General features: G+C 54.7%; 18 protein-coding genes. 9 read left to right on the forward strand and 9 right to left on the reverse strand.

Annotation, left to right across the window (positions count from 1 at the left end; all coding sequences use genetic code 11):
• Nucleotides 1-6 precede the first annotated feature (6 nt).
• The 4 genes from ACIQW9_RS07295 to ACIQW9_RS07310 are packed head-to-tail and all read right to left on the reverse strand — an operon-like array spanning nt 7 to nt 5,537.
• On the reverse strand, nt 7-1,611 hold the full coding sequence (locus tag ACIQW9_RS07295) for an ABC transporter ATP-binding protein (protein WP_402334792.1): 1,605 nt from the start codon (nt 1,609-1,611) through the stop codon (nt 7-9).
• The gene (locus tag ACIQW9_RS07300; protein ID WP_402334795.1) at nt 1,608-2,672 is read right to left on the reverse strand and encodes an ABC transporter permease; all 1,065 of its coding nucleotides are present in this window, start codon (nt 2,670-2,672) and stop codon (nt 1,608-1,610) included. Before ACIQW9_RS07300 ends, ACIQW9_RS07295 begins: the two co-directional genes overlap by 4 nt.
• Nucleotides 2,669-3,727 (reverse strand): microcin C ABC transporter permease YejB, encoded by a 1,059-nt coding sequence (locus ACIQW9_RS07305; protein ID WP_402334797.1) that lies wholly within the window; start codon nt 3,725-3,727, stop codon nt 2,669-2,671. The genes ACIQW9_RS07300 and ACIQW9_RS07305 overlap by 4 nt, the downstream gene beginning before the upstream one ends.
• A gap of 10 nt (nt 3,728-3,737) precedes the next feature.
• Complete coding sequence (locus ACIQW9_RS07310) at nt 3,738-5,537, reverse strand: extracellular solute-binding protein (protein ID WP_402334799.1); 1,800 nt, start codon at nt 5,535-5,537, stop codon at nt 3,738-3,740.
• 290 nt (nt 5,538-5,827) lie between these two features.
• Between ACIQW9_RS07310 and fabI the strand changes: the two genes are divergently transcribed.
• The gene (gene fabI, locus ACIQW9_RS07315; RefSeq protein ID WP_402334802.1) at nt 5,828-6,613 is read left to right on the forward strand and encodes an enoyl-ACP reductase FabI; all 786 of its coding nucleotides are present in this window, start codon (nt 5,828-5,830) and stop codon (nt 6,611-6,613) included.
• Nucleotides 6,614-7,072: 459 nt separating this feature from the next.
• A complete protein-coding gene (locus ACIQW9_RS07320) occupies nt 7,073-8,479 on the forward strand; it encodes a DEAD/DEAH box helicase (protein WP_402334805.1) in 1,407 nt (468 codons plus the stop codon).
• A 169-nt stretch (nt 8,480-8,648) separates the two neighbouring features.
• Here the strand turns inward: ACIQW9_RS07320 and ACIQW9_RS07325 are convergent, their stop codons facing one another.
• Complete coding sequence (locus ACIQW9_RS07325) at nt 8,649-9,530, reverse strand: LysR family transcriptional regulator (RefSeq protein ID WP_402334808.1); 882 nt, start codon at nt 9,528-9,530, stop codon at nt 8,649-8,651.
• Nucleotides 9,531-9,619: 89 nt separating this feature from the next.
• Here ACIQW9_RS07325 and fdxA point away from each other — a divergent pair, with 89 nt between their 5' ends.
• The 7 genes from fdxA to ACIQW9_RS07360 all read left to right on the forward strand — a co-directional run bounded on the left by fdxA (nt 9,620) and on the right by ACIQW9_RS07360 (nt 18,168).
• Nucleotides 9,620-9,970 carry a ferredoxin FdxA gene (fdxA, locus tag ACIQW9_RS07330; RefSeq protein ID WP_402334811.1) on the forward strand — a complete coding sequence of 117 codons (351 nt, stop codon included), beginning with the start codon at nt 9,620-9,622 and terminating at the stop codon, nt 9,968-9,970.
• Complete coding sequence (locus tag ACIQW9_RS07335; RefSeq protein ID WP_402334814.1) at nt 9,967-10,290, forward strand: DUF3861 domain-containing protein; 324 nt, start codon at nt 9,967-9,969, stop codon at nt 10,288-10,290. Before fdxA ends, ACIQW9_RS07335 begins: the two co-directional genes overlap by 4 nt.
• A gap of 23 nt (nt 10,291-10,313) precedes the next feature.
• Complete coding sequence (locus ACIQW9_RS07340) at nt 10,314-11,123, forward strand: DODA-type extradiol aromatic ring-opening family dioxygenase (protein WP_402334817.1); 810 nt, start codon at nt 10,314-10,316, stop codon at nt 11,121-11,123.
• 798 nt (nt 11,124-11,921) lie between these two features.
• On the forward strand, nt 11,922-12,287 hold the full coding sequence (locus tag ACIQW9_RS07345) for a hypothetical protein (protein WP_402334820.1): 366 nt from the start codon (nt 11,922-11,924) through the stop codon (nt 12,285-12,287).
• On the forward strand, nt 12,284-13,843 hold the full coding sequence (locus ACIQW9_RS07350) for an efflux transporter outer membrane subunit (RefSeq protein ID WP_402334823.1): 1,560 nt from the start codon (nt 12,284-12,286) through the stop codon (nt 13,841-13,843). The genes ACIQW9_RS07345 and ACIQW9_RS07350 overlap by 4 nt, the downstream gene beginning before the upstream one ends.
• 62 nt (nt 13,844-13,905) lie before the next feature.
• A complete protein-coding gene (locus tag ACIQW9_RS07355) occupies nt 13,906-15,078 on the forward strand; it encodes an efflux RND transporter periplasmic adaptor subunit (protein WP_402334826.1) in 1,173 nt (390 codons plus the stop codon).
• Nucleotides 15,079-15,087: 9 nt separating this feature from the next.
• Nucleotides 15,088-18,168 (forward strand): efflux RND transporter permease subunit, encoded by a 3,081-nt coding sequence (locus ACIQW9_RS07360; protein ID WP_402334829.1) that lies wholly within the window; start codon nt 15,088-15,090, stop codon nt 18,166-18,168.
• 106 nt (nt 18,169-18,274) lie between these two features.
• Here the strand turns inward: ACIQW9_RS07360 and ACIQW9_RS07365 are convergent, their stop codons facing one another.
• The 4 genes from ACIQW9_RS07365 to ACIQW9_RS07380 form a co-directional block, all read right to left on the reverse strand.
• Nucleotides 18,275-18,892: a riboflavin synthase gene (locus ACIQW9_RS07365; protein WP_402334832.1), complete on the reverse strand. Its 618-nt coding sequence runs from the start codon at nt 18,890-18,892 to the stop codon at nt 18,275-18,277.
• A gap of 14 nt (nt 18,893-18,906) precedes the next feature.
• The gene (gene ribD / locus ACIQW9_RS07370) at nt 18,907-19,998 is read right to left on the reverse strand and encodes a bifunctional diaminohydroxyphosphoribosylaminopyrimidine deaminase/5-amino-6-(5-phosphoribosylamino)uracil reductase RibD (protein WP_402334834.1); all 1,092 of its coding nucleotides are present in this window, start codon (nt 19,996-19,998) and stop codon (nt 18,907-18,909) included.
• 61 nt (nt 19,999-20,059) lie between these two features.
• Nucleotides 20,060-20,608, reverse strand: coding sequence for a GspH/FimT family protein (locus tag ACIQW9_RS07375; RefSeq protein ID WP_402334837.1), 549 nt, complete (start codon nt 20,606-20,608; stop codon nt 20,060-20,062).
• A gap of 4 nt (nt 20,609-20,612) precedes the next feature.
• A complete protein-coding gene (locus ACIQW9_RS07380; protein ID WP_402334840.1) occupies nt 20,613-21,059 on the reverse strand; it encodes a type IV pilin protein in 447 nt (148 codons plus the stop codon).
• Between the last annotated feature and the right edge of the window lie 8 nt (nt 21,060-21,067).

Here is a 21,067-nt window from a genome sequence, read left to right on the forward strand (position 1 = left end):
ATTGCGTCAGACTTGCACGGCTGCCACGTCTTCATCCGTCGCCGCATAGACGGAAGCTGCCAGCAATCGCTGCGTATAAGCTTCCGTCGGTTGCGACAACACTGCCTGCGTCACTCCGCTTTCCACTACCTTGCCGTCTTTCATGACCATGACGCGATGCGCCATCGCGCGTATGACCGCCAGATCGTGGCTGATGAAAATATAGGCCAGGCCGTATTTTTTCTGCAATTCCAGCAGCAACTGCAACACCTGCTGCTGTACCGAGACATCGAGTGAAGACGTCGGTTCATCCAGCAAAATCAGCTCCGGCTTCAGCACCAGCACGCGCGCAATCGCAATGCGCTGCCGCTGTCCGCCGGAAAATTCATGCGGATAGCGCGTCATGATCTCGGGCGGCAAACCGACCTCCAGCAAGGCATCGGCTACGGCCTTGCGTATGCCGGCAGTACCGAGTTGCGGCTGATGCAGGGCCAGGCCTTCACCAACAATCTGTTCGATCGTGCGGCGCGGCGACAGCGAAGCAAACGGGTCTTGAAACACGATTTGCATGCGCGCACGCAAAGGCCGCAAGGCATCGCTCTGCATCGCATTCAGCGGCATGCCGTCAAATGTAATTGCGCCGCTGACCCTGGCGCTTGAAAGGCGCAACAAAGCCAGGCCCAAAGTCGATTTCCCGGAGCCCGATTCGCCGACAATGCCCAGGGTTTCACCGGGACGCACCTGCACGCTGACGTCATCGACCGCCACAAATGGCTTCGTCTTGAACCAGCCTTGCTTGATCTCGAAGGTGCAGCGCACATGCTCGGCACTCAGCAAGGGCGTAGCCGTTTCGTTGAGTGTATTGACCAATTGCTGCGGCTGACTCGCCAGCAATTTTCGCGTGTAGGCTTCGCGCGGCGCAGCGAACAGCTCCTTCGTTGTCGCCACTTCGACCAGGCATCCTTTTTCCATCACGCCCACGCGATCGGCAAAATGGCGCACCAGATTCAAGTCATGCGTAATCATCAGCACGGCCATGTTTTCTTCACGCTGCAACTGATTCAGCAATTCAACGATCTGCACCTGTATCGTCACATCGAGTGCAGTCGTCGGTTCATCCGCAATCAGCAACTTGGGCTTGCACGCCAGCGCCATGGCGATCATCGCGCGCTGACGCTGACCGCCGGATAGCTGGTGCGGATACGACAGTGCGCGACGCTGCGGCTCCGGAATGCCGGTTTTATCGAGCAGCTCGATTGCACGCAAGGCGGCGACTCTGGCGCTGAGGCCTTCATGCAGCATCAATACTTCGGCAATCTGGTTACCGATCGTAAACAGCGGATTGAGCGCCGTCATCGGCTCCTGGAAAATCATCGCGACATCCTTGCCGCGTACCGCACGCATGGCAGCTTCGCTTCTTTGCAGAATGTCCCGCCCTTCAAACAGTATCCTGCCGGCGTAAGCTGCATCCTGATTCAGGCGCAGAATGGACAGCGCAGTGACAGTCTTGCCCGATCCGGACTCGCCCACCAGCGCGAATTTTTCACCGGCAGCAATGCTGAAACTGACGTCGTTGACGACCTTGCTAGTATCAAACGAAACCTGCAGGTTTTGAATCTCCAGCAAACTCATGCCTTCCTCCGCACATCCAGCGAGTTGCGCAAGGCATCCCCAATATTGGTCAACAAGAGCAGCATCATCGTCAGCACGACAAAAGTGGACAAGGCTATCCACCATGCATCAAGATTGTTTTTTCCCTGCGCCAGCAATTCACCCAGACTGGCCGTCGAAGCCGGTACGCCAAGGCCGAGAAAATCCAGGCTGGTCAGCGCCAGAATCGCGCCGCTCATGCGGAACGGCAAGAAGGTCACCACCGGCGTCAGACTATTTGGCAATATATGGCGCCAGATGATCTGACCATTGCTCAAACCCAGCGCACGTGCTGCCTGCACATATTCCAGATTCCGGTTGCGCAAAAAATCCGCGCGCACATAATCGGACAAGCCCATCCAGCCGAACAGCGAAAGCAGAATCAGCAGCAGACCGATGCTGGGTTGAAAAATAGAGGCGAAGATGATCAGCAGATAAAGCTCCGGCATGGAGCCCCATATCTCCATGAAACGCTGGAAGAACAAATCGGTTTTCCCCGCGAAGTAACCCTGAATCGCACCGGTAAGCAATCCCAGCAACACGCCGGTAAACGTCAAGGCCAGACCGAACAGTACCGAGACACGAAAACCGTACAGCAGCCGCGCCACCACATCGCGGCCGCGGTCATCCGTGCCTAACCAGTTCTCGGCAGAAGGCGGCGCCGGATTCGGCGACGTAGCGAAATAATTCAGCGTATCGAAGTGATAGCGATTGAGCGGGTAGATCGCCCAGTTGCCATCCTTCTTGAACTGTTCCTGTATGAACGGGTCGAGATAATCTGCCTGCGATTCAAAATCGCCGCCGAATTTTTTCTCCGAATAGGTGGTGAAAACAGGGAATACCAATTCGCCGTTGTAGCGTGCCACCAGCGGCTTGTCATTCGACACCAGCTCGGCCAGCAGGCTGATCGCCACCAGTATGCTGAAGACAATCAGGCTCCAGTAACCGCGTCGATTTTTCTTGAAGCGCAACCAGACGCGCTGCCTCGGCGACACCGACCTGGCAGCGGGCACTGCAACAGTTGAAGAGACAGTCGCATTCATCGGTTCAGGCTTTCAAACTGCAGGCGCGGATCGGCCCATACGTAACACAGGTCGCCCAGCAATTTGACCACCAGACCGATCAGCGTAAAAAGATACAAGGTACCCATCACCACCGGATAATCGCGCCGTATCACCGATTCATAGGACAGCAAACCGAGACCGTCGAGCGAGAACAGCGTTTCAATCAGCAGGCTGCCGGCAAAAAATGCGCCGATGAAGGCAGCCGGAAAACCCGTCACCAACGGAATCAGCGCATTGCGAAACACATGCTTGTACAGCACGGCGTTTTCGCTCAAACCCTTGGCGCGAGCAGTCAACACATACTGTTTGCGAATTTCATCGAGAAAGGTATTTTTGGTCAGCATCGTCATCACCGCAAACGATCCCGCTACCGATGCAGTAACAGGCAAGGCGATGTGCCACAGATAATCCAGCACTTTGCCGAGCAGCGATAATTGCTCCCAGTTATCCGAGGTCAAGCCGCGCAAGGGAAACCACTGGACGAAGCTGCCGCCGCCGAACATCACCAGCAGGAACACGCCGAGGATAAAGCCGGGAATCGAATAACCGACCAGCACCATCATGCTGGTGATGCTATCGAAGCGGCTGCCTTCGCGCACCGCCTTGGCAATTCCCAGCGGCACTGAAATAAAGTAGGTCAGGAAAAAAGTCCACATCCCTATCGTGATAGACACCGGCAGTTTGGATACCACCAAATCCCATACATCCTTGTGATGATAAAAACTTTGCCCCAGATCGAAGGTGGCAAAGCCTTTCAGCATTTGCCAGAAGCGCTCACCGGCCGGCTTGTCGAAACCGTACAGCGCCTTGATTTCCGCCACCCGCTCCGCGTCTATGCCTTGCCGTCCGCGATATTGCGACGCTCCGCCGCCAGTCGCCTCACCTGCGCCGACCTGTCCTTTCAACTCCATCAGCGCCTGTTCAACCGGGCCGCCCGGCACAAACTGGATCACCGCAAACGTGATCGCGATCACACCCAGCAGGGTCGGCAGCATCAGCAATGCGCGCTTGATTATGTAAGACCAGATATTCATCGCAGTATCCTCATCTTGCTTTCCGTTCCCACCAGCTGGAAATCACATAGGGGTCGGCCTGATAGTAAAGCGGCGTTGCCGCCGGAATGCCGAAGCGATCGCGATAGGCAACCCGATGCGTGGACGAATACCAGTGCGTGACGACGATATGCTTGTGCAGCAATACGCGATCCAGCGCGCGCGCAGCAGCGATCAGCTGTCGCCGGCTGTCTGCCGCCACCAGTTTCTCGACCAGCCGGTCCACTGCAGGATCCTTCAAGCCCCACGCATTGCTCGAACCTTTTTCATCGGCCGCCTTGGAGCCGAACATGTCGAACATTTCATTGCCGGGGCTGCTGACATCGGGAAAGCGGATGCTGGTCATGTCGAAATCAAAATCTTCCATGCGTTTCTGCACCAGTGCGTAATCCGCCGTACGTTGCGTCACCTGTATGCCCAGTTTTTGCAGATTGCGCACGTACACACTGATCACGCGCGACAGGGCCGATTGGTCATCCATGATCTCGAATGCAAAAGGTTCGCCCTTGTCATTGCGCAAGGCGCCATCGCGATACGTCCAGCCGGCCTGACGGAACAGTTCCACCGCTTCGAGCAAATTGGCACGCAGCGAACGCGGCGGATCAGTGCGCGGCGGGATCGGTGCCGGACCGAAGACGACAGGATCGAGTTTGCTGCGCAGCGGCTCCAGCAACGCGAGCTCATCAGCCGACGGCAGGCCGGTCGCTGCCATCGGGCTGTTATTGAAGAAGGAATAAATCCGCTTGTACGAGCCGAAGAACAGTTGCCGGTTCATCCATTCAAAGTCCAGCGCCAGATCGAGTGCACGCCGCACGCGCACATCCTGGAATTGCGGTCGCCGCAGATTCATCACGAAGCCCTGCATGCCGGCACCGTTTGAATGCGTCAGTTCACGCTTGATAATTTCACCGCTGCTGAATTTCGGCCCCTTGTAACTGCGCGCCCAATTCTTGGCACTGTATTCCACCACCAGATCGAATTCGCCCGCCTTGAAAGCTTCCAGTCGCGCCACATCATCTTTATAAAAACGATAATTGATACGGCCGAAATTGAACATGCCCTTGCGCGCCGGAATATCTGCCCCCCAGTAATCAGGGTTCAGTTTGTAGCTGATCGAACGCCCGCTATCGTAGCGATCGATCAGATACGGGCCGCTGGCGACAGGCGGCGTCAACTGGATCTGATCGAAAGCGGTGCCGGCAGCCCACTTGCGCGAAAACACCGGTACGCCACCTACAATCAGTGGCAATTCATGATTCAACGATTTGAAATCGAAACGCACAGTGCGCTCATTGAGCACCACACATTGTTTGACTTCGGCAAAGATGGATTTGAATTGCGGCGCCCCTTTGGCAATCAGGGTGTCGAAGGAGTATTTGACGTCGGCGGCCAGCACAGGATCGCCATTATTGAAGCGCGCCTTGGGGTTGAGCCTGAACGTCATCGACATGCGATCCGGCGCCAGCACCATGTCATCGGCCAGCAAGCCGTACATGGTTGCCACTTCATCGGATGAGCCGACCGTCAGCGTTTCAAACATCAGGTTGGATACGCCAGCCGCCGATACGCCCTTCATAGAAAACGGATTGAATTTGTCGAAGCTGGTGCGGCGATCCGGATTGGCGAGAAACAATTCACCGCCTTTCGGCGCATCCGGATTGACGTAATCAAAGTGCGTAAATTCGGCCGGATACTTCGGCGTGTCGTAAAGAGAAAATGCGTGCGCGGCAAACGCGCTGCCGCCCTGCGAGAGAAAACAGATCAGCAAGAAAGAAAAAAGTGATTTAGCCATTCGCCTGTCATTGGTGTTTGCTGCCGGCCTGTCCTGCTGTTGCAAAAAACAGGTTCGGTATCGCTGGAGTACGGCGGAAAAACAAACGTCAGCATAGCGAACGATGCTGCGCATATGTTGACGTTCCGGCTATTCTACAGAAACGTTATCCCGCCCGGACAAAGCCAGGGATAGAGACAACAAATCCGCCAAAAACAGAGAGAATTGTCACAAAAGTTGCCGTTGTTCCCGCCAGCCCCTACAATCTTGCCCATTCCACACCCATTCCCGAAGAACCACCGGAGTCGTTCATGGCATTCTTGCAAGGCAAAAAAATTCTCATTACCGGTTTGTTATCGAACCGCTCCATCGCATACGGCATTGCAGCAGCATGCAAACGTGAAGGCGCTGAACTCGCATTCACCTATGTAGGCGAGCGCTTCAAGGATCGCATTATCGGTTTCGCCAAGGAATTCGATAGTGAACTGATTTTCGATTGCGACGTCAGCAGCGACGAACAAATCAATGCATTGTTTACCGACCTCGGTAAATCCTGGAGTCAGCTCGACGGTCTGGTGCACTCGATCGGTTTCGCACCACGCGAAGCAATCACCGGCGATTTTCTGGAAGGTCTGTCGCGCGAATCCTTCCGCATCGCGCACGACATTTCTGCCTACAGCTTCCCGGCCATGGCCAAAGCCGCATTGCCGCTGTTGAAGCCGGGCTCCGCTCTGCTGACGCTGAGCTACCTCGGTTCGGTACGCGCCACCCCCAACTACAACACGATGGGGCTGGCCAAGGCTTCGCTCGAAGCCAGCGTGCGTTACATGGCTGAATCGCTGGGCAACAAGGGTGTGCGCGTCAATGGCATTTCCGCCGGCCCGATCAAGACTCTGGCTGCCAGCGGCATCAAGGATTTCAGCAAGCTGCTGGGCATCGTTGCCACTCACGCGCCCCTGCGTCGCAATGTGACGATTGAAGACGTCGGCAATACCGCCGCCTTCTTGCTGTCCGATCTATCCGCCGGCATCACCAGTGAAATCACTTACGTCGACGGCGGCTTTTCGCACGTGATGTACGCACCCGACGCAGAGTAAACGACCTCTCAGTATCGACCGCACTGCAAAGACATTGTTTTTGCAGTGCGCATCGCGCAGTAGCGCTGTTTCTTCATCACCGCTTTTCATTTTTACCCCGGCTTTTTGCGAGGCTGCATCAGCCATTCCAGACGCGCGCATTATCGCCTCCCATTGCGCCTTTCCAGAAAGCCCTCGACATCCGGGCCCCTATCCGTTACAATGCGCGCTGTGCTTTGCAACAGGCGAAGCACTTTTGCAGCATTGCGAACCGTTAGCATTAACGATAAAGCCCCCCGCCTTCTGGTGTTGAAATTTATACACCGTCCCGGCGCAAAGCTTTTGTGCCGAAATCTCTCAGAGTTTTCACAGCTGTTTCTGTTTCGTTGGTTGGCTTTGCATTTTTGCGCAATTTCTTGACGCCATCATGGACACAATCCGTGATCGCTCGCTGTTGCGCTGATTTTACGAAAGAAAATAATGACATTTGAATCACTAGGTCTCCACGCGTCCATCATCAAGGCATTGACAGAATCCGGCTACACCGCCCCTACCGGCGTGCAAGCACAGGCGATTCCTGCCGCGATCGAAGGCCGTGACATGATGGTTTCGTCACAAACAGGCTCCGGCAAGACAGCGGCATTCATGCTGCCTGCGCTGCACAAGTTTGCAGTTCAGTCCGAACAACAGCAACCTGAAGGCGGCAGAACGCCAAATCAGGAAGCGCAATCAGCTCGCTCACGCGGCGATCGTCCACGCTTTAAAGCTGCTCAACCAAAAATGCTGGTGTTGACCCCAACCCGCGAATTGGCTTTGCAAGTCACCACCTCGACCGACAAGTACGGCGCGTTCATGAAACGTGTCAAAGCTGTGTCCATCCTCGGCGGCATGCCTTACCCGAAACAAATGCAATTGCTGGCAAAGAACCCAGAGATCCTGGTAGCTACGCCTGGTCGTTTGATCGACCACATGGAATCGGGCAAGATCGATTTCTCGGAATTGCAAATTTTGGTACTGGATGAAGCCGATCGCATGCTGGACATGGGTTTTATCGATGACATCGAAAAAATCGTTGCAGCAACACCGGAAGGTCGTCAAACCATGCTGTTCTCGGCGACGCTCGACGGCACCGTCGGCACCATGGCAAAACGCATCACCAAAGATCCTTTGGTCATCCAGATCGCCGGTTCCGCCACCAAGCATGAAAACATCAAGCAAGGCGTGCACTTTGTCGACGATCTGTCGCACAAGAATCGCCTGCTCGATCATTTGCTGCGTGACGAAACCATGGACCAGGCTGTTGTCTTCACCGCGACCAAACGTGATGCAGACACCATCGCTGATCGTCTGAACATCGCCGGTTTCGCTGCAGCTGCCTTGCATGGCGACATGCACCAGGGTGCACGTAACCGTACACTCGACGGCCTGCGTCGCGGTCAAATCCGTGTACTGGTTGCAACCGACGTTGCCGCACGCGGTATCGACGTTCCTGCGATCACGCACGTGTTCAACTACGATTTGCCGAAATTTCCTGAAGACTACGTACACCGTATCGGTCGTACCGGTCGTGCAGGTCGTAACGGTGTCGCGGTTTCGCTGGTCAACCATGCAGAAAGCATGAACGTCAAACGCATCGAGCGTTTCATCAAGCAATTGATTCCTGTCTCGGTGATCGAAGGTTTTGAACCTAAGCGTACTGCTTCGGCACCACGCTCGAATCACAAACCGGGCGGCTGGAAACCAGGCGACAACCGTGGCAACTCGGCTAAACCAGGTCAGCGTACATTCAGCAAACCGAATGCAACACGCAACGAAGGCGGCTACAACAAAGGCCCGCGTACCAGCGATGCAGGCGGCGCAACCCGTCGTCCATTCGGCGAACGTTAATATCTGCCCGCATTTACGTCAGCAATGACGTAAATAAGGAATAAAAAGGCCGCTCCTGACAAGGGGGCGGCCTTTTTTATTGCAGAGGAATATATTGATCTGCTGTTGATGCCATAGCAAGGTGCTGTACTTGCCGGCAGCGCCCCGAACGAAGCAACAGGGTTGGAAATCAGGCCATGCACGCGACTAGATAATCAACGAAGGTGCGTACTTTTGCCGACAGGTGCTTGCGACTCGGATAAATCGCATAAATACCCAGCTCTGTACCGCTTTCATCCTTCATCAACTCCACCAGTCGCCCTGCCTTCAAATCGTCGGCAACTATAAAATGCGGTTGCCAGATCAGGCCTGCGCCATCCAGCGCGGCCAGCCGCAGCATGTCGCCATTATTGGCACGCATGGGACCGTCGATGTGCACTGCTGCACGCGTTTTTCCGCTGCCGAAAACCCATTCATCACCACTGCTGGAATAACTGTAGTTGAGACAGGCATGCTTCTTCAGTTCTTCTGGTGAGTGCGGCGTACCGTGCGCTTTTAGGTATGCCGGCGACGCGCACAAGGCGATACGGTCAGTCGCCAGCTTGCGGGCGATCAAACCCGACTCCGGCAGGTTGCCGACGCGGATGGCAAGATCGTAGCCATCCTCGATCAGATCGACCCGTCGGTCTGCCAATGCAATATCCAGCCGGACTTCGGGATAACGCCTCATGTATTCGGTCAACAGCGGCGCAATGCGCACGGTACCGAATGAAACCGGCATCGCCACCTTCAAGGTGCCGCGCGGCATGGCCGCCGACTGCGCCGCCACCTGCTCCGCCTCATCCACGTCGGCCAGAATCTGCAGACAGCGCTCGTAATACGCCAGACCGGATTCGGTAAGGCTGAGGCGACGCGTGGTGCGATTCAGCAGGCGCGTACCGAGATGATCTTCAAGAATGCCGACGTACTTCGATACCAGGGCTTTCGATATATCCAGACGCGTACCGGCGGCGGTGAAGCTCTCGGCCTCCACCACTGCGACAAAGGTTTTCATGCAATTGAGAATATCCATTATCAACAATATAGAGACAATGTTTATAAAAATAGCATATTTATCAATGATAAGAATATGAATATAGTGATGCGTATAAAGGAGATCGCATGACTTTTGTTGTTACGGAACCGTGCATCCAGTGCAAATATACGGATTGCGTCACGGTCTGCCCTATGGACTGTTTCATAGAAGGGCCGAATTTTCTGGTGATCAATCCGGATGAATGCATAGACTGTTCGATGTGTGTCGCCGAATGCCCGGTCGGGGCGATTGTCGGCGACCGCGAACTAACGGCGGATCAGGTGCATTTTCTGGCATTGAATCGCACCCTGTCCGCGCATCCGGATTGGCAGCGCATCACGATGTCCAAGCCTGCGCTGGCGGAGCATGAAAAATGGGCCAAGACAACTGACAAACTCTCCTTGTTGCTGGAGTCATCTGAAAAGGAAATCGCATGAGCGCACACAATTATCGCGTCACATTGGAATACCTGGGCGGCAAGCATGCGGAGAGCGATCTGCATGCTCCCGTGCAGTTTGAAGTCGGCAACCACGATGACCTGTTCAACATCATCGATAGAGTTCAGTCCGCTCAATTAACTGATACCGACACTGCTGCGGCGCTGGCGCTAGGCATGAAGCTATTCGGTGAAGTCATGCTCAAGCACCGCAAGGATCCATTGTTTGAAAAACTGCAGCCGGCCTATCGCGAATTCATAGGCGCGTTCAAGGAGCGCATCACGGCAGGACAAGAAAATCAGACACCGCCTTTAGCCTGAGTATAAGGATTACGGAGAAAAGCATGGACAGCAAAAAATTACCCTCCCTCTTCATCCCGCATGGCGGCGGCCCATGTTTTTTCATGGACTGGCCGGGTGATCCGCATATGTGGGATCGCATGGCGGAATTTTTACGCGGTGTGGACGCCACTGTCGGCACACGCCCGAAAGCGATACTCATCATTTCCGGTCACTGGGAAGAGGACGAATTCACCGTCGGCAGCAATCCTCAGCCGTCGCTGATTTACGATTATCAAGGCTTCCCGGCGCATACATATGCGTTGACCTATCCCGCACCCGGCGCACCGGAGCTGGCCGCGCGCGTGCAAAATCTGCTGATTGAAGCCGGCCTGCCGGCGCACCTCGATACGCAACGCGGCTGGGATCACGGCGTCTTCATTCCCTTGAAGGTGATGTATCCAGACGCCGATGTGCCGGTGGTGCAATTGTCGATGAAAAAAGGACTCGATCCCGCCACGCATCTACGCGCCGGCCAGGCGCTGCAAGCACTGCGCGAAGAAGGTGTGCTGATCATCGGCAGCGGCATGAGTTTTCACAATATGCGCGGCTTCAATCCGGCATTCAGGGAGGCCTCGCAACAATTCGATGACTGGCTGGCCAATATGGCGACGCAGGAAGAAGCGGCGCGCAATACATTGCTGCAGCACTGGCAGGAGGCGCCGCATGCACGACAGGTGCAGCCACATCCAGACCATTTGCTGCCTTTGATGGTAGCCGCAGGTGCCGCAGGCAACGACAAGGGAAAACGCATCTTTGAAGACACCGTCATGAACGTCGTCGTCTCGGCCATTGCATTCGGCGATATGGAGTGATGACCTGACATTGCTTCAGATAGTTCGACGCTGGCACCTTGGCTCTGCGCTTGCAGGGTTGATTTACCATGCAGCGGGAAATAGTACGCGCATGCGCAACCCTGCCGCCTCACATGACGCAGTGCTTGCGGCACGCGCTCCCCTGCAGGGGGAAACAGCAAGGCAGCATCTAGCGGAGATGGCGGTTCCTCATTGCTGGAGCCAGCCCAGGCGACTCCGCAGTCATAGGCAAGCTGCTACGCCGCCTTATCGTCAGGACGCGAATGCATCAGGTTTTCGTGCAAAAAACCAGGATGATATATACCGACAGTAAAGCTGCAAGGATCAGCATGGGCTCGCTTGCGAGCACATGCTGAAACACCTGAGCCGTACCGGAAAAACATCCGACGATTTGATGCAGCAATGGCTAACAGCAGTAGGGCAATAGACAAGATTTCGTTGAGCCGCCAGACATAGAAAAATCCGTAAAGAAAGTTTATTTTTCAGCTGGGGCGACACAATATTCACATCGACAATCAAACGTGTTTACTCAACGGCAACCAGCGCGATCAATTACCTATTGCCAAGCAAAGGAAAAGGCATAGGCAATAAATTTCCATACAGCATTGATACAGTCACCTCTTGCTATTTAATTGCATCGAACGTTCGGTAACTGACGAAACAAATTACCCGTTTGGGCGTATATTCATTTAAAAATTGTCGAGATAATATTGCCTCATCAGTTCCGGGAAACGCTCCCTGGGCAGTCGCGATTTACCAGTGGATCGTCTGCGTTCATCGTCAAACAATGAGCCTTGCATGCCAGAGATCGAACGTATTCAGTTACGCGCCAAGGGCAGCTCACTCACAACACTGGGTGCCGGGTCTGACATCGCCATCGCGCAACAGGCGGCCATTCCAAGCGCCACTTTCCCTGCCAATCGCACCAGTATCGCGTCAGCAGTAAACATGCAATTCCCGACCCGAATCCAGTTCTCCTGTTCAAAAGCAGGAGCTGGAACACGTCGGACGCAGTGTGCGGTCATACCAGGCGCGTATGCAAACCGTACGCAATGCGCATTCCTAAAAACACGTACCCACCTCTCTTTATTGTGCAAAAAACTATGGTCACTCGTCGTCATGATGATTGACGTATCGCAACAAATTACCCGGAAAAAGGTATGAACTCCACTGCCCGCCTGACAGCATTGCATCGAACATATATTGCGACCTGTATTAGCGTGATGCTTCTTGCGGGATGCGCTGTAGGCCCGGATTTTCAACAGCCCGAAGCGCCCAAGATAGCGGATGCGAGCCGCCCTTACACCGCAAACCCGCTACCGGCGCAGACGGCCAGTGCTTCCGGCATTGCCGGGAGCGCTCAAAGTTTCATCAACGGGCAAGACATTCCTGCCCAGTGGTGGGAGATATTTCGTTCGGAACCGCTGGATCGCCTGATTCGCTCGGCGCTGACACGTAGCCCGACACTTGCCTCTGCCCAGGCGGCGCTCCGTCAGGCGCAGGCGTCTTATGATGCGGATGCGGGCAACAAACTTTTTCCGAATGTCTCTGCCCAGATCGGCCCGACACGCCAACGCGTTTCGCCCCTCACGAGCGGCATACCGGGTGGCGGAATATATACCTTGTATAACGCCTCGGTTAACGTTTCCTACACACTGGATGTATTCGGCGCCACGCGGCGCGACCTCGAAGGCCTGCAAGCTGCTATCGACTATCAGCGTTATCAGGTCGAAGCTGCATACCTGAGTTTGACGGCAAATCTTGTGACAACAGCAGTTCAGGAAGCCTCATTGCGCGCGCAAATACAGGCTACTCTCGAGGTAATCGATGCCCAGTCAAAATCACTGACCATCGTCGAGAATCAGGCGGCACTCGGCGCCATCGCTCGTTCAACTGTATTGGCACAGCGGACGCAATTGGCACAGACCCGAGCTACGTTGCCGGCTCTGGAAAAAGGACTGGCTCAGACACGCCATCAGCTGGCCGTATATGCAGGCCGCTTGCCGAACGATGACGGGTTGCCGCAATTCTCACTCGAATCGATACAACTGCCGCAAGACCTGCCAGTGAGTTTGCCATCATCACTGATACGTCAACGTCCCGATATACGTGCCAGCGAAGCCTTATTGCATCAAGCCAGCGCCCAAATTGGTGTCGCCACTGCCAATATGTATCCGCAAATTACCTTAAGCGGTAGTGCAGGCTCGCAAAGCCTGACATTCGGCAACCTGTTTTCTGCCGGGAGCGCCGTATGGGGCATAGGCGGTAGCTTGTTACAACCGATTTTCAACGGCGGCGCATTACGCGCGCAAAAACGCGGCGCAATCGCTGCCTACGAACAGGCGCAAGCACAGTATCAACAGACGGTGCTGAATGCTTTCTTGAACGTGGCGAACACCTTGCAGGCACTGGATAGTGATGCGCAAACCTTGCAAGCCCAGGATGAAGCGGCATCAATGGCTCGCCAACAGCTTGATCTGGTGTCCGGTCAATACAAACTCGGTGCGATCAGCTATCTCTCCTTGCTTGATGCGCAGCGCACTTACCAGCAGACGCGTATCTCTCTGGCACAGGCACAGGCTGCACGTTATGCCGATACCGCAGCACTATTCCAGGCGCTAGGCGGCGGCTGGTGGAATCGCACAGAATTAGCCGAGGTACCAGCGACGACAACCATTGAGAGCTCGATGATGCCCGACGCCAAAGCGCCTTCGCCGTAACGCTCGCCCATATCTGCACATAGTTTGAAAAATCGATACATGAACCGTCTTGAAAGATGACCATGAAAAAACGAATAATCATCATGTTGCTAGCGGTGTTGGTACTGGTTGCCGCACTGGCTTTGGGCTTCTATCTGCATATTCAGAAATTGATTGCCTCCTCGCCCAAGCCTAGTCCACAGACAGTGACGGCGGCGCCGGTACGCTTACTCGAATGGCAACCTCAGCTGGCAGCAGTAGGCACGCTCAGCGCGGTACGCGGCGTGGATGTCACTACCGAGATAGCCGGTTTGGTGAGCAACGTTAATTTCAAATCGGGGCAGGAAGTCGAAGCTGGTGCCGTGCTGGTGCAAATGAATGCCGATGCCGATATCGCGCAATTGCAATCATTGCAGGCCGCCGCCGAATTGTCGGCCAGTGTATTGGCACGGGATAAACAGCAGTTCGTAGTACAAGCGATTAGTCAGGCGCAACTGGATGGCGACATTGCCGATCTGAAAGGAAAACGCGCGCTGGCAGCACAACAAGCCGCATTGGTCGCAAAGAAAACGATACGCGCACCGTTCGCAGGCAAACTCGGTATCACGACCGTCAATCCAGGACAGTATCTGAATCCTGGCGACAAGGTTGTGACCCTGCAGCGAATCAATCCCATCTACGTCACTTTTTACCTGCCGCAAAAACAGGTCAGCAAATTGTCCCTGGGGCAAAAGGTCAACGTCGCTACGGATGGTTTCCCCGATCAGACTTTCTCAGGCCAGATCACCGCCCTCAGTCCGAAGATCGATACAACCACCAGTAATTTGCAGATACAAGCCACGCTGACGAATGCCGAGCGCCAATTATTGCCGGGCATGTTTGCTAACGCGAATGTCGATGTCGGCGAGAAGAAAAATTATCTGACCTTGCCGCAAACAGCGATCACCTACAACCCATACGGCTCGACAGTCTTCATTGTGAAAGAAGCCGGAGAAAAAACAACTGAAGGAAAAGCGGGCGACAAGAAAGCTCCCGCGCCTGCAACACCGGCGGCCACTACCGGTTTGGTTGTGCAGCAAGTCTTCGTGACTACCGGTGAAACGCGCGGTGATCAGGTCGCGATTCTGCAAGGTCTGAAGGAAGGCCAGCAAGTCGTCACCAGCGGTCAGGTCAAATTGAAAAACGGCACATCGGTGGTCATTGATAACACGATACAGCCGGAGAACAATCCGAACCCTTCTCCGCAAGAGAAGTGAGGCCCGCTCATGAACTTCACTGACATCTTTATTCGCCGGCCGGTCCTTGCCATAGTCGTGAGCCTCCTGCTGGTCGTGCTCGGCATGCGCTCGCTCTTCAGCCTGCCTATCAATCAGTATCCGAAGACGCAAAATGCCGTCGTGACGATTTCCACGGCCTATTTCGGTGCTGACGCACAAACCATTGCCGGCTTCATTACCCAACCGCTGGAAGGCGCTATCGCACAGGCGCAAGGCATCGATTATCTATCGTCATCCAGCACCAGCGGCGTTTCCACAATTACGGCTACCTTGCGTCTGAATTACGATGCCAATCGCGCCTTGACCGAGATCAGCAGCCAGGTCAACTCCGTCAAGAATCAATTGCCGGTACAAGCACAAGTGCCGGTATTGACCGTGTCCATTGGTCAAACGACAGATGCGATGTATATCGGCTTCTATAGCGATACCTTGCCGACCAATAATGTCACCGATTTCCTGTCACGCGTCGTTACCCCCAAGCTCAATTCAATACAGGGTGTACAAAATGCCGAGCTGCTCGGTGCCAGGCTCTTCGCCTTGCGCGCCTGGCTGGATATGAAAAAACTGGCTGGTCACGGCTTGACGCCTGCCGACATCAGCGCATCGCTGGCAAATAATAACTATCTGGCTGCGCTCGGCGTGTCGAAAGGTCAGATGGTGACTGTACCGCTGACAGCCGGCACCGATTTGCATTCCGTGGAAGAGTTCAAGAAACTCATTGTGTCGCGCAGTGGCGACTCCATTGTCCGTCTGGAAGATGTGGCAACGGTGACGCTAGGTTCTGAAAACTATGATTTCAATGTTGCGTTCAGCGGTGTGCGTTCCGTTTTTATCGGTATCAAGGTTGCACCGGAAGCCAATGTACTCGATGTCGCCAAACGTGTGCGCGAAGCCTTTCCTGAATTGCGCGATCAATTGCCGACAGGCGTGACCGGCGAAATTGTCTACGATTCCACCGAATTCATCAGCACTTCCATCAAAGAGGTCATCAAGACCCTGGTAGAGGCGCTGCTCATTGTGACTATCGTCATTTATCTTTTCCTCGGCAGTTTTCGGGCAGTTGCGGTACCGGTGATTGCCATGCCGCTATCGCTGATCGGTACCTTCTTCGTCATGCTGATGCTTGGCTATTCGATCAATTTGCTGACGCTACTGGCGCTGGTACTGGCGATCGGGCTGGTAGTTGATGATGCCATTATCGTTGTCGAGAACGTCGACCGGCACATGATGGAGGAACACAAGACGCCATGGGAAGCGTCACTGATCGCGGCGCGAGAGCTGGGCAGCCCGATTATCGCGATGACCATCGTGTTGATTGCAGTGTACGTTCCTATCGGTTTTCAAGGCGGTTTGACCGGTGCGCTATTCACTGAATTCGCATTTACGCTTGCAGGTGCAGTCGCGGTATCGGGCATCGTTGCACTGACTCTGTCGCCGATGATGTGCTCACGCTTCTTCAAGCCTAGTCAGGATGAAGGCAAGTTTGCCAAAAGAATCAATCACATCTTTGAACGCGTACAGGGCAGCTATCGCCGCTTGTTGCACTCCCTGCTGGATACCTGGCTGGTACTGATTTTGATGGGCGCAATATTAAGCATCTTGCTGATGGTGATGTTCAAGATGGCGCAATCCGAACTGGCGCCGGAAGAAGACCAGGGCATCGTATTGTCGCAGGTAGTCGGTCCACCGACAGCCACGGCCAACCAGATGCAAACCTACGCGGAACAGGTTTTCAAGATTGCCAAAACCGCGCCTGAATACAGCCAGATGTTCCAGCTAACCGGTGTTCCTTCCATAAATTCCGGTATCGGTGGTGTGCTACTGAAACCATGGGATCAACGCACGCGTAGCGCGCATGCAATTCAACTTGATCTGCAAGAAAAATGGAATAAAATCGCCGGCGCACGCGTCGCGGCCTTCCAGTTCCCGGCCTTGCCTGGTGCTTCAGGCTTGCCGGTACAGTTTGTGATCAGCAGCACCGAGCCGTTCCAGAACCTCAATACCGTTGCGCAGCAGGTGCTTGCAAAAGCACAGGCTTCAGGCAAGTTTTATTTTCTGGATGCCGATCTGAAGATCGATCAACCACAGGCGACAGTCGTGGTTAATCGCGATATGGTCGCCGCTTTGGGCATGACACAACAGGATGTGGGTGCCGCACTCGGTGCCGGCCTCGGCGGCGGTTACGTCAACTACTTCTCGATTGCCGGACGTTCATACAAGGTAATCCCGCAAGTTCTGCAAGTTGACAGGTTGAATCCTGACGACGTACTCGACTTCTATATCAAGACACCGAATGCAGGCCTGATTCTGGCCAGCACCATCGCCAGCATTCGATACGATGTCGTGCCGGAATCCATCAACCGCTTCCAGCAACTTAACTCGGCGACGATTTCCGGCGTTTCCGGAGCATCGCAAGGAGAGGCACTGCAGATACTGCGTGACGCAGTCAAGGAGGTGGCACCTGGCGGTTACTACGTTGATTACTCGGGTCAGTCACGCCAGTTCATCAAGGAATCAGGCGGCTTCCTTGTGACGATGATATTTGCGGTAATCATCGTCTTCCTTGCGCTGGCTGCACAGTTCGAGAGCTTCCGCGATCCTGTCGTGATTCTGGTCTCAGTGCCATTGGCATTGTTTGGCGCCATGATCTTCATCTTCCTTGGTTTCGCCTCGATGAATATTTACACCGAGGTCGGGCTGGTGACACTCATGGGCCTGATTAGTAAACACGGCATCTTGATTGTCGAAGTTGCGAATCAATTGCAAAAAACCGGCAAGAGCAAGCGTGAATCTATTGAAGAAGCTGCCAGCATCCGCTTGCGCCCTATCCTGATGACAACTGCGGCCATGGTGTTCGGTGTGGTGCCACTGGTGATTGCCTCCGGTGCAGGTGCTGCGGGACGGCATGCGATGGGTCTGGTGATTTTTACCGGTCTTTCTATCGGTACACTCTTCACCTTGTTTGTTGTTCCTGCGATGTACCTCTTCATCGGTACCGATCACAGCAAACAAATTGCCAAGGAAAAACTGGCGCACCCAGATGCACCAATACCAGCGCCAGCAGAATGAAGAAACTTGATTAATCCGGCAAGCGATTCTTTTGCGCAAAATTGGCATGCAGCATCTGCTCTTCGCATGACGCGTTTTGCGCGGCGCGCAATTTGATTAAATTGATTTATACAGACTGAGACGTTGCAAGCATCCGTTCAACATAACGCGCGATCAAATCGATTTCCAGATTGACCTTGCTGCCGGTTTGCAAGTGCTTGAGCGTGGTGACTTGCACCGTGTGCGGAATCAGGTTGACTGAAAATTCGCATGCATCCGCACTGTCTGCAACGGTGTTGACCGTGAGCGAAATGCCGTTGATGACAATGGAACCCTTGACTGCGATGAATTTCGCCAGCTCTTTCGGCGCCTTGACTGCCAGCAGCCAGGACTCGCCCACCGCTTCGAATTTTTGCACCGTGCCCAGACCATCGACATGGCCTGATACCAGGTGCCCGCCCAGGCGTTCGGACAAGGTCACCGCCTTTTCCAGGTTGACTTCGCCGATTGCATCCAGACCGGCAGTGCAATTCAAACTTTCGCGCGACACGTCAACCTCGAATGTGCTCTCCGTTTTTGCCACCACGGTCATGCAGGCGCCATTCAGGGTGATGGAATCGCCCAGCGCGACATCGGCCAGCGGCAGGCCGCCGGCATCCACCGTCAGGCGATGCCCGGCAGTCTGGTCGCCAAGTGGGGAAATTGCAGTGATTTTGCCGACAGCGGCGACGATTCCAGTAAACATGATGAGCAAATAAGTTAGATGAAACGGGCAAGGATACGCAAATCGGCACCGATTTGCTTGACCTCATGGAAAGTCATATTTTTTTTCTGTTCCAGCGACTCCAGCACCGGCAGATTGAACATGCGTTGCGCATCGCCCAGCAAAGTCGGCGCAAGATAAACCAGCAACTCATCGACGCAACCTTCGCGTATCAATGAACCATTGAGCTTGAAACCGGCTTCCACATGCAGCTCATTGATCTGGCGCCGTCCCAGTTCCAGCATCAATGCCGGCAAATCTACCTTGCCGTCTGCGTTTGGCAAAACGATGACTTCATTGCCGAGATCGCGCAGGATTTTTTCCCTCGCCGGCTGAGCTTGCGCCGCAACGATCCAGGTGCCACCACCGCTCAATACGCGCGCATGCGGGCTGATCTGCAACTGGCTGTCGATGACTATGCGTTGTGGCTGGCGCGGTATATCGATGGCACGCACGGTCAGTTGCGGATCGTCTTCCATCACCGTACCGATGCCGGTCAGGATGGCGCACGCGCGTGCACGCCAGACATGTCCGTCGGCACGCGCTTCATCGCCGGTGATCCACTGGCTGATTCCATTATGCAGAGCAGTCATGCCGTCCAGGCTGGCAGCGGATTTCATCCGCACCCATGGTTTGCCGTGCTGCATGCGCGACAGGAAACCGATATTGATTTCGCGCGCTTCTGCTTCCAGTACGCCGCACGCAACCTCAATCCCTGCCGCTTCCAGCCGCGCCAAACCCTGCCCCGCAACCAGCGGATTCGGATCGGCAATCGCCACCACCACACGCGCCACGCGCGCACGAATCAGCGCATCGGCACAGGGTGGCGTGCGGCCATGATGGCTGCACGGCTCCAGCGTCACGTAGACGGTCGCGCCCGCCACATCGTAGCCCTTGTCCGCCGCATCATTGAGCGCCTGCACTTCTGCATGCGCATGACCGACGGGTTGTGTATAACCGCTGCCTATGACCTGATTTTCCTTGACGATGACGCAGCCCACGCGCGGATTGGGCGCAGTCGTGAACATGCCCCTGGCTGCCAGTTCCAACGCAAGGCGTATGCCTTGTACATCGCTATGTATTTCCACAAGAGTCTTTGCTTAGGAAGATGAATCGATACCGTACCCGAAGTATGTCCGGCTTGTTTGTTCAGCAGCTTGACGCTTCCTTCTGCGGATTGCATACACGCGCGCGCCCGAGAAAATTGATCACGACCTTGCGCGATTGCGATCCCGACTCAAGCAGCCAGTTTCCTGCCTGCGAGGTCTGGCTATTCGCATTGGTGCGCGTGCGTCCACTGCCGTTGTATGCAATATATTGTACTTTCGAATCGGTGAAGCTGGGCGTGATCCGCACATCCTCATGCAATGCGCCGTGAAAATAGATGACGGTTTCATTCGGATCCAGCCGCTGGTCGTTATCTTCATCGATGAAAATTACCCAGCCTTTGTTCCATTTCGTGCCATCCCCGGCCGGTACCAGATCCACCCGCCGGCCGCGATGTATGGCTTCCGAACGCGTCAGATGAACGGCCATCAACAAGGCATTCGCGGCCGTCGTCAAGCGCTGGTTTTGCAGCATGGTGTGAAAAGACGGAATACCAAGCCCCAGCAAAATACCAACGATCAGCAAAATCACCATCGCTTCGACCATGGAAAATCCGCTGCCATGCGCATGCCTGGAGGGAATTGAAATCATGGTCTTACCAGCAACGATCCGCGCCGGCAGATTTTTCGCCGCTACTGCTCAAGCTCAGCGCCTCGCACACCGGATCGCGATAAGACGAATTAACCTTGCCGGTGCCGGGCTGCGCAATCAACACGACGCAGTCGCGTATCGTCTTGCCGCTACAGGCTTGTGCGCTGATTTCATAGAAACTCGCTTTTGCATTTTCGCCGGAAAACCAGCTGAATTTTTTTGCTTCCGCATCGGTGGAAGATGATGAAAACGCCAGATACGTCGTGTGCAGCGAGTAATAGCGTTCCTGTTGTTGCATGCCCTTCATCAACGCGGCGCGCCCTTCGGTGCGCCGCGCTTTCAACACCGACTCCTGATAAGACGGGATGGCAATCGCCGCCAGAATCACGGCAATGATCAGTACGACCATCAATTCAATCATGGTGAAACCCTGTGCAAGTCTGTATCGCATATCTGCTC

Origin of the sequence: Herminiimonas sp. NPDC097707, from assembly GCF_044761395.1 — a bacterium.
Lineage (GTDB): Bacteria > Pseudomonadota > Gammaproteobacteria > Burkholderiales > Burkholderiaceae_D > Oxalicibacterium.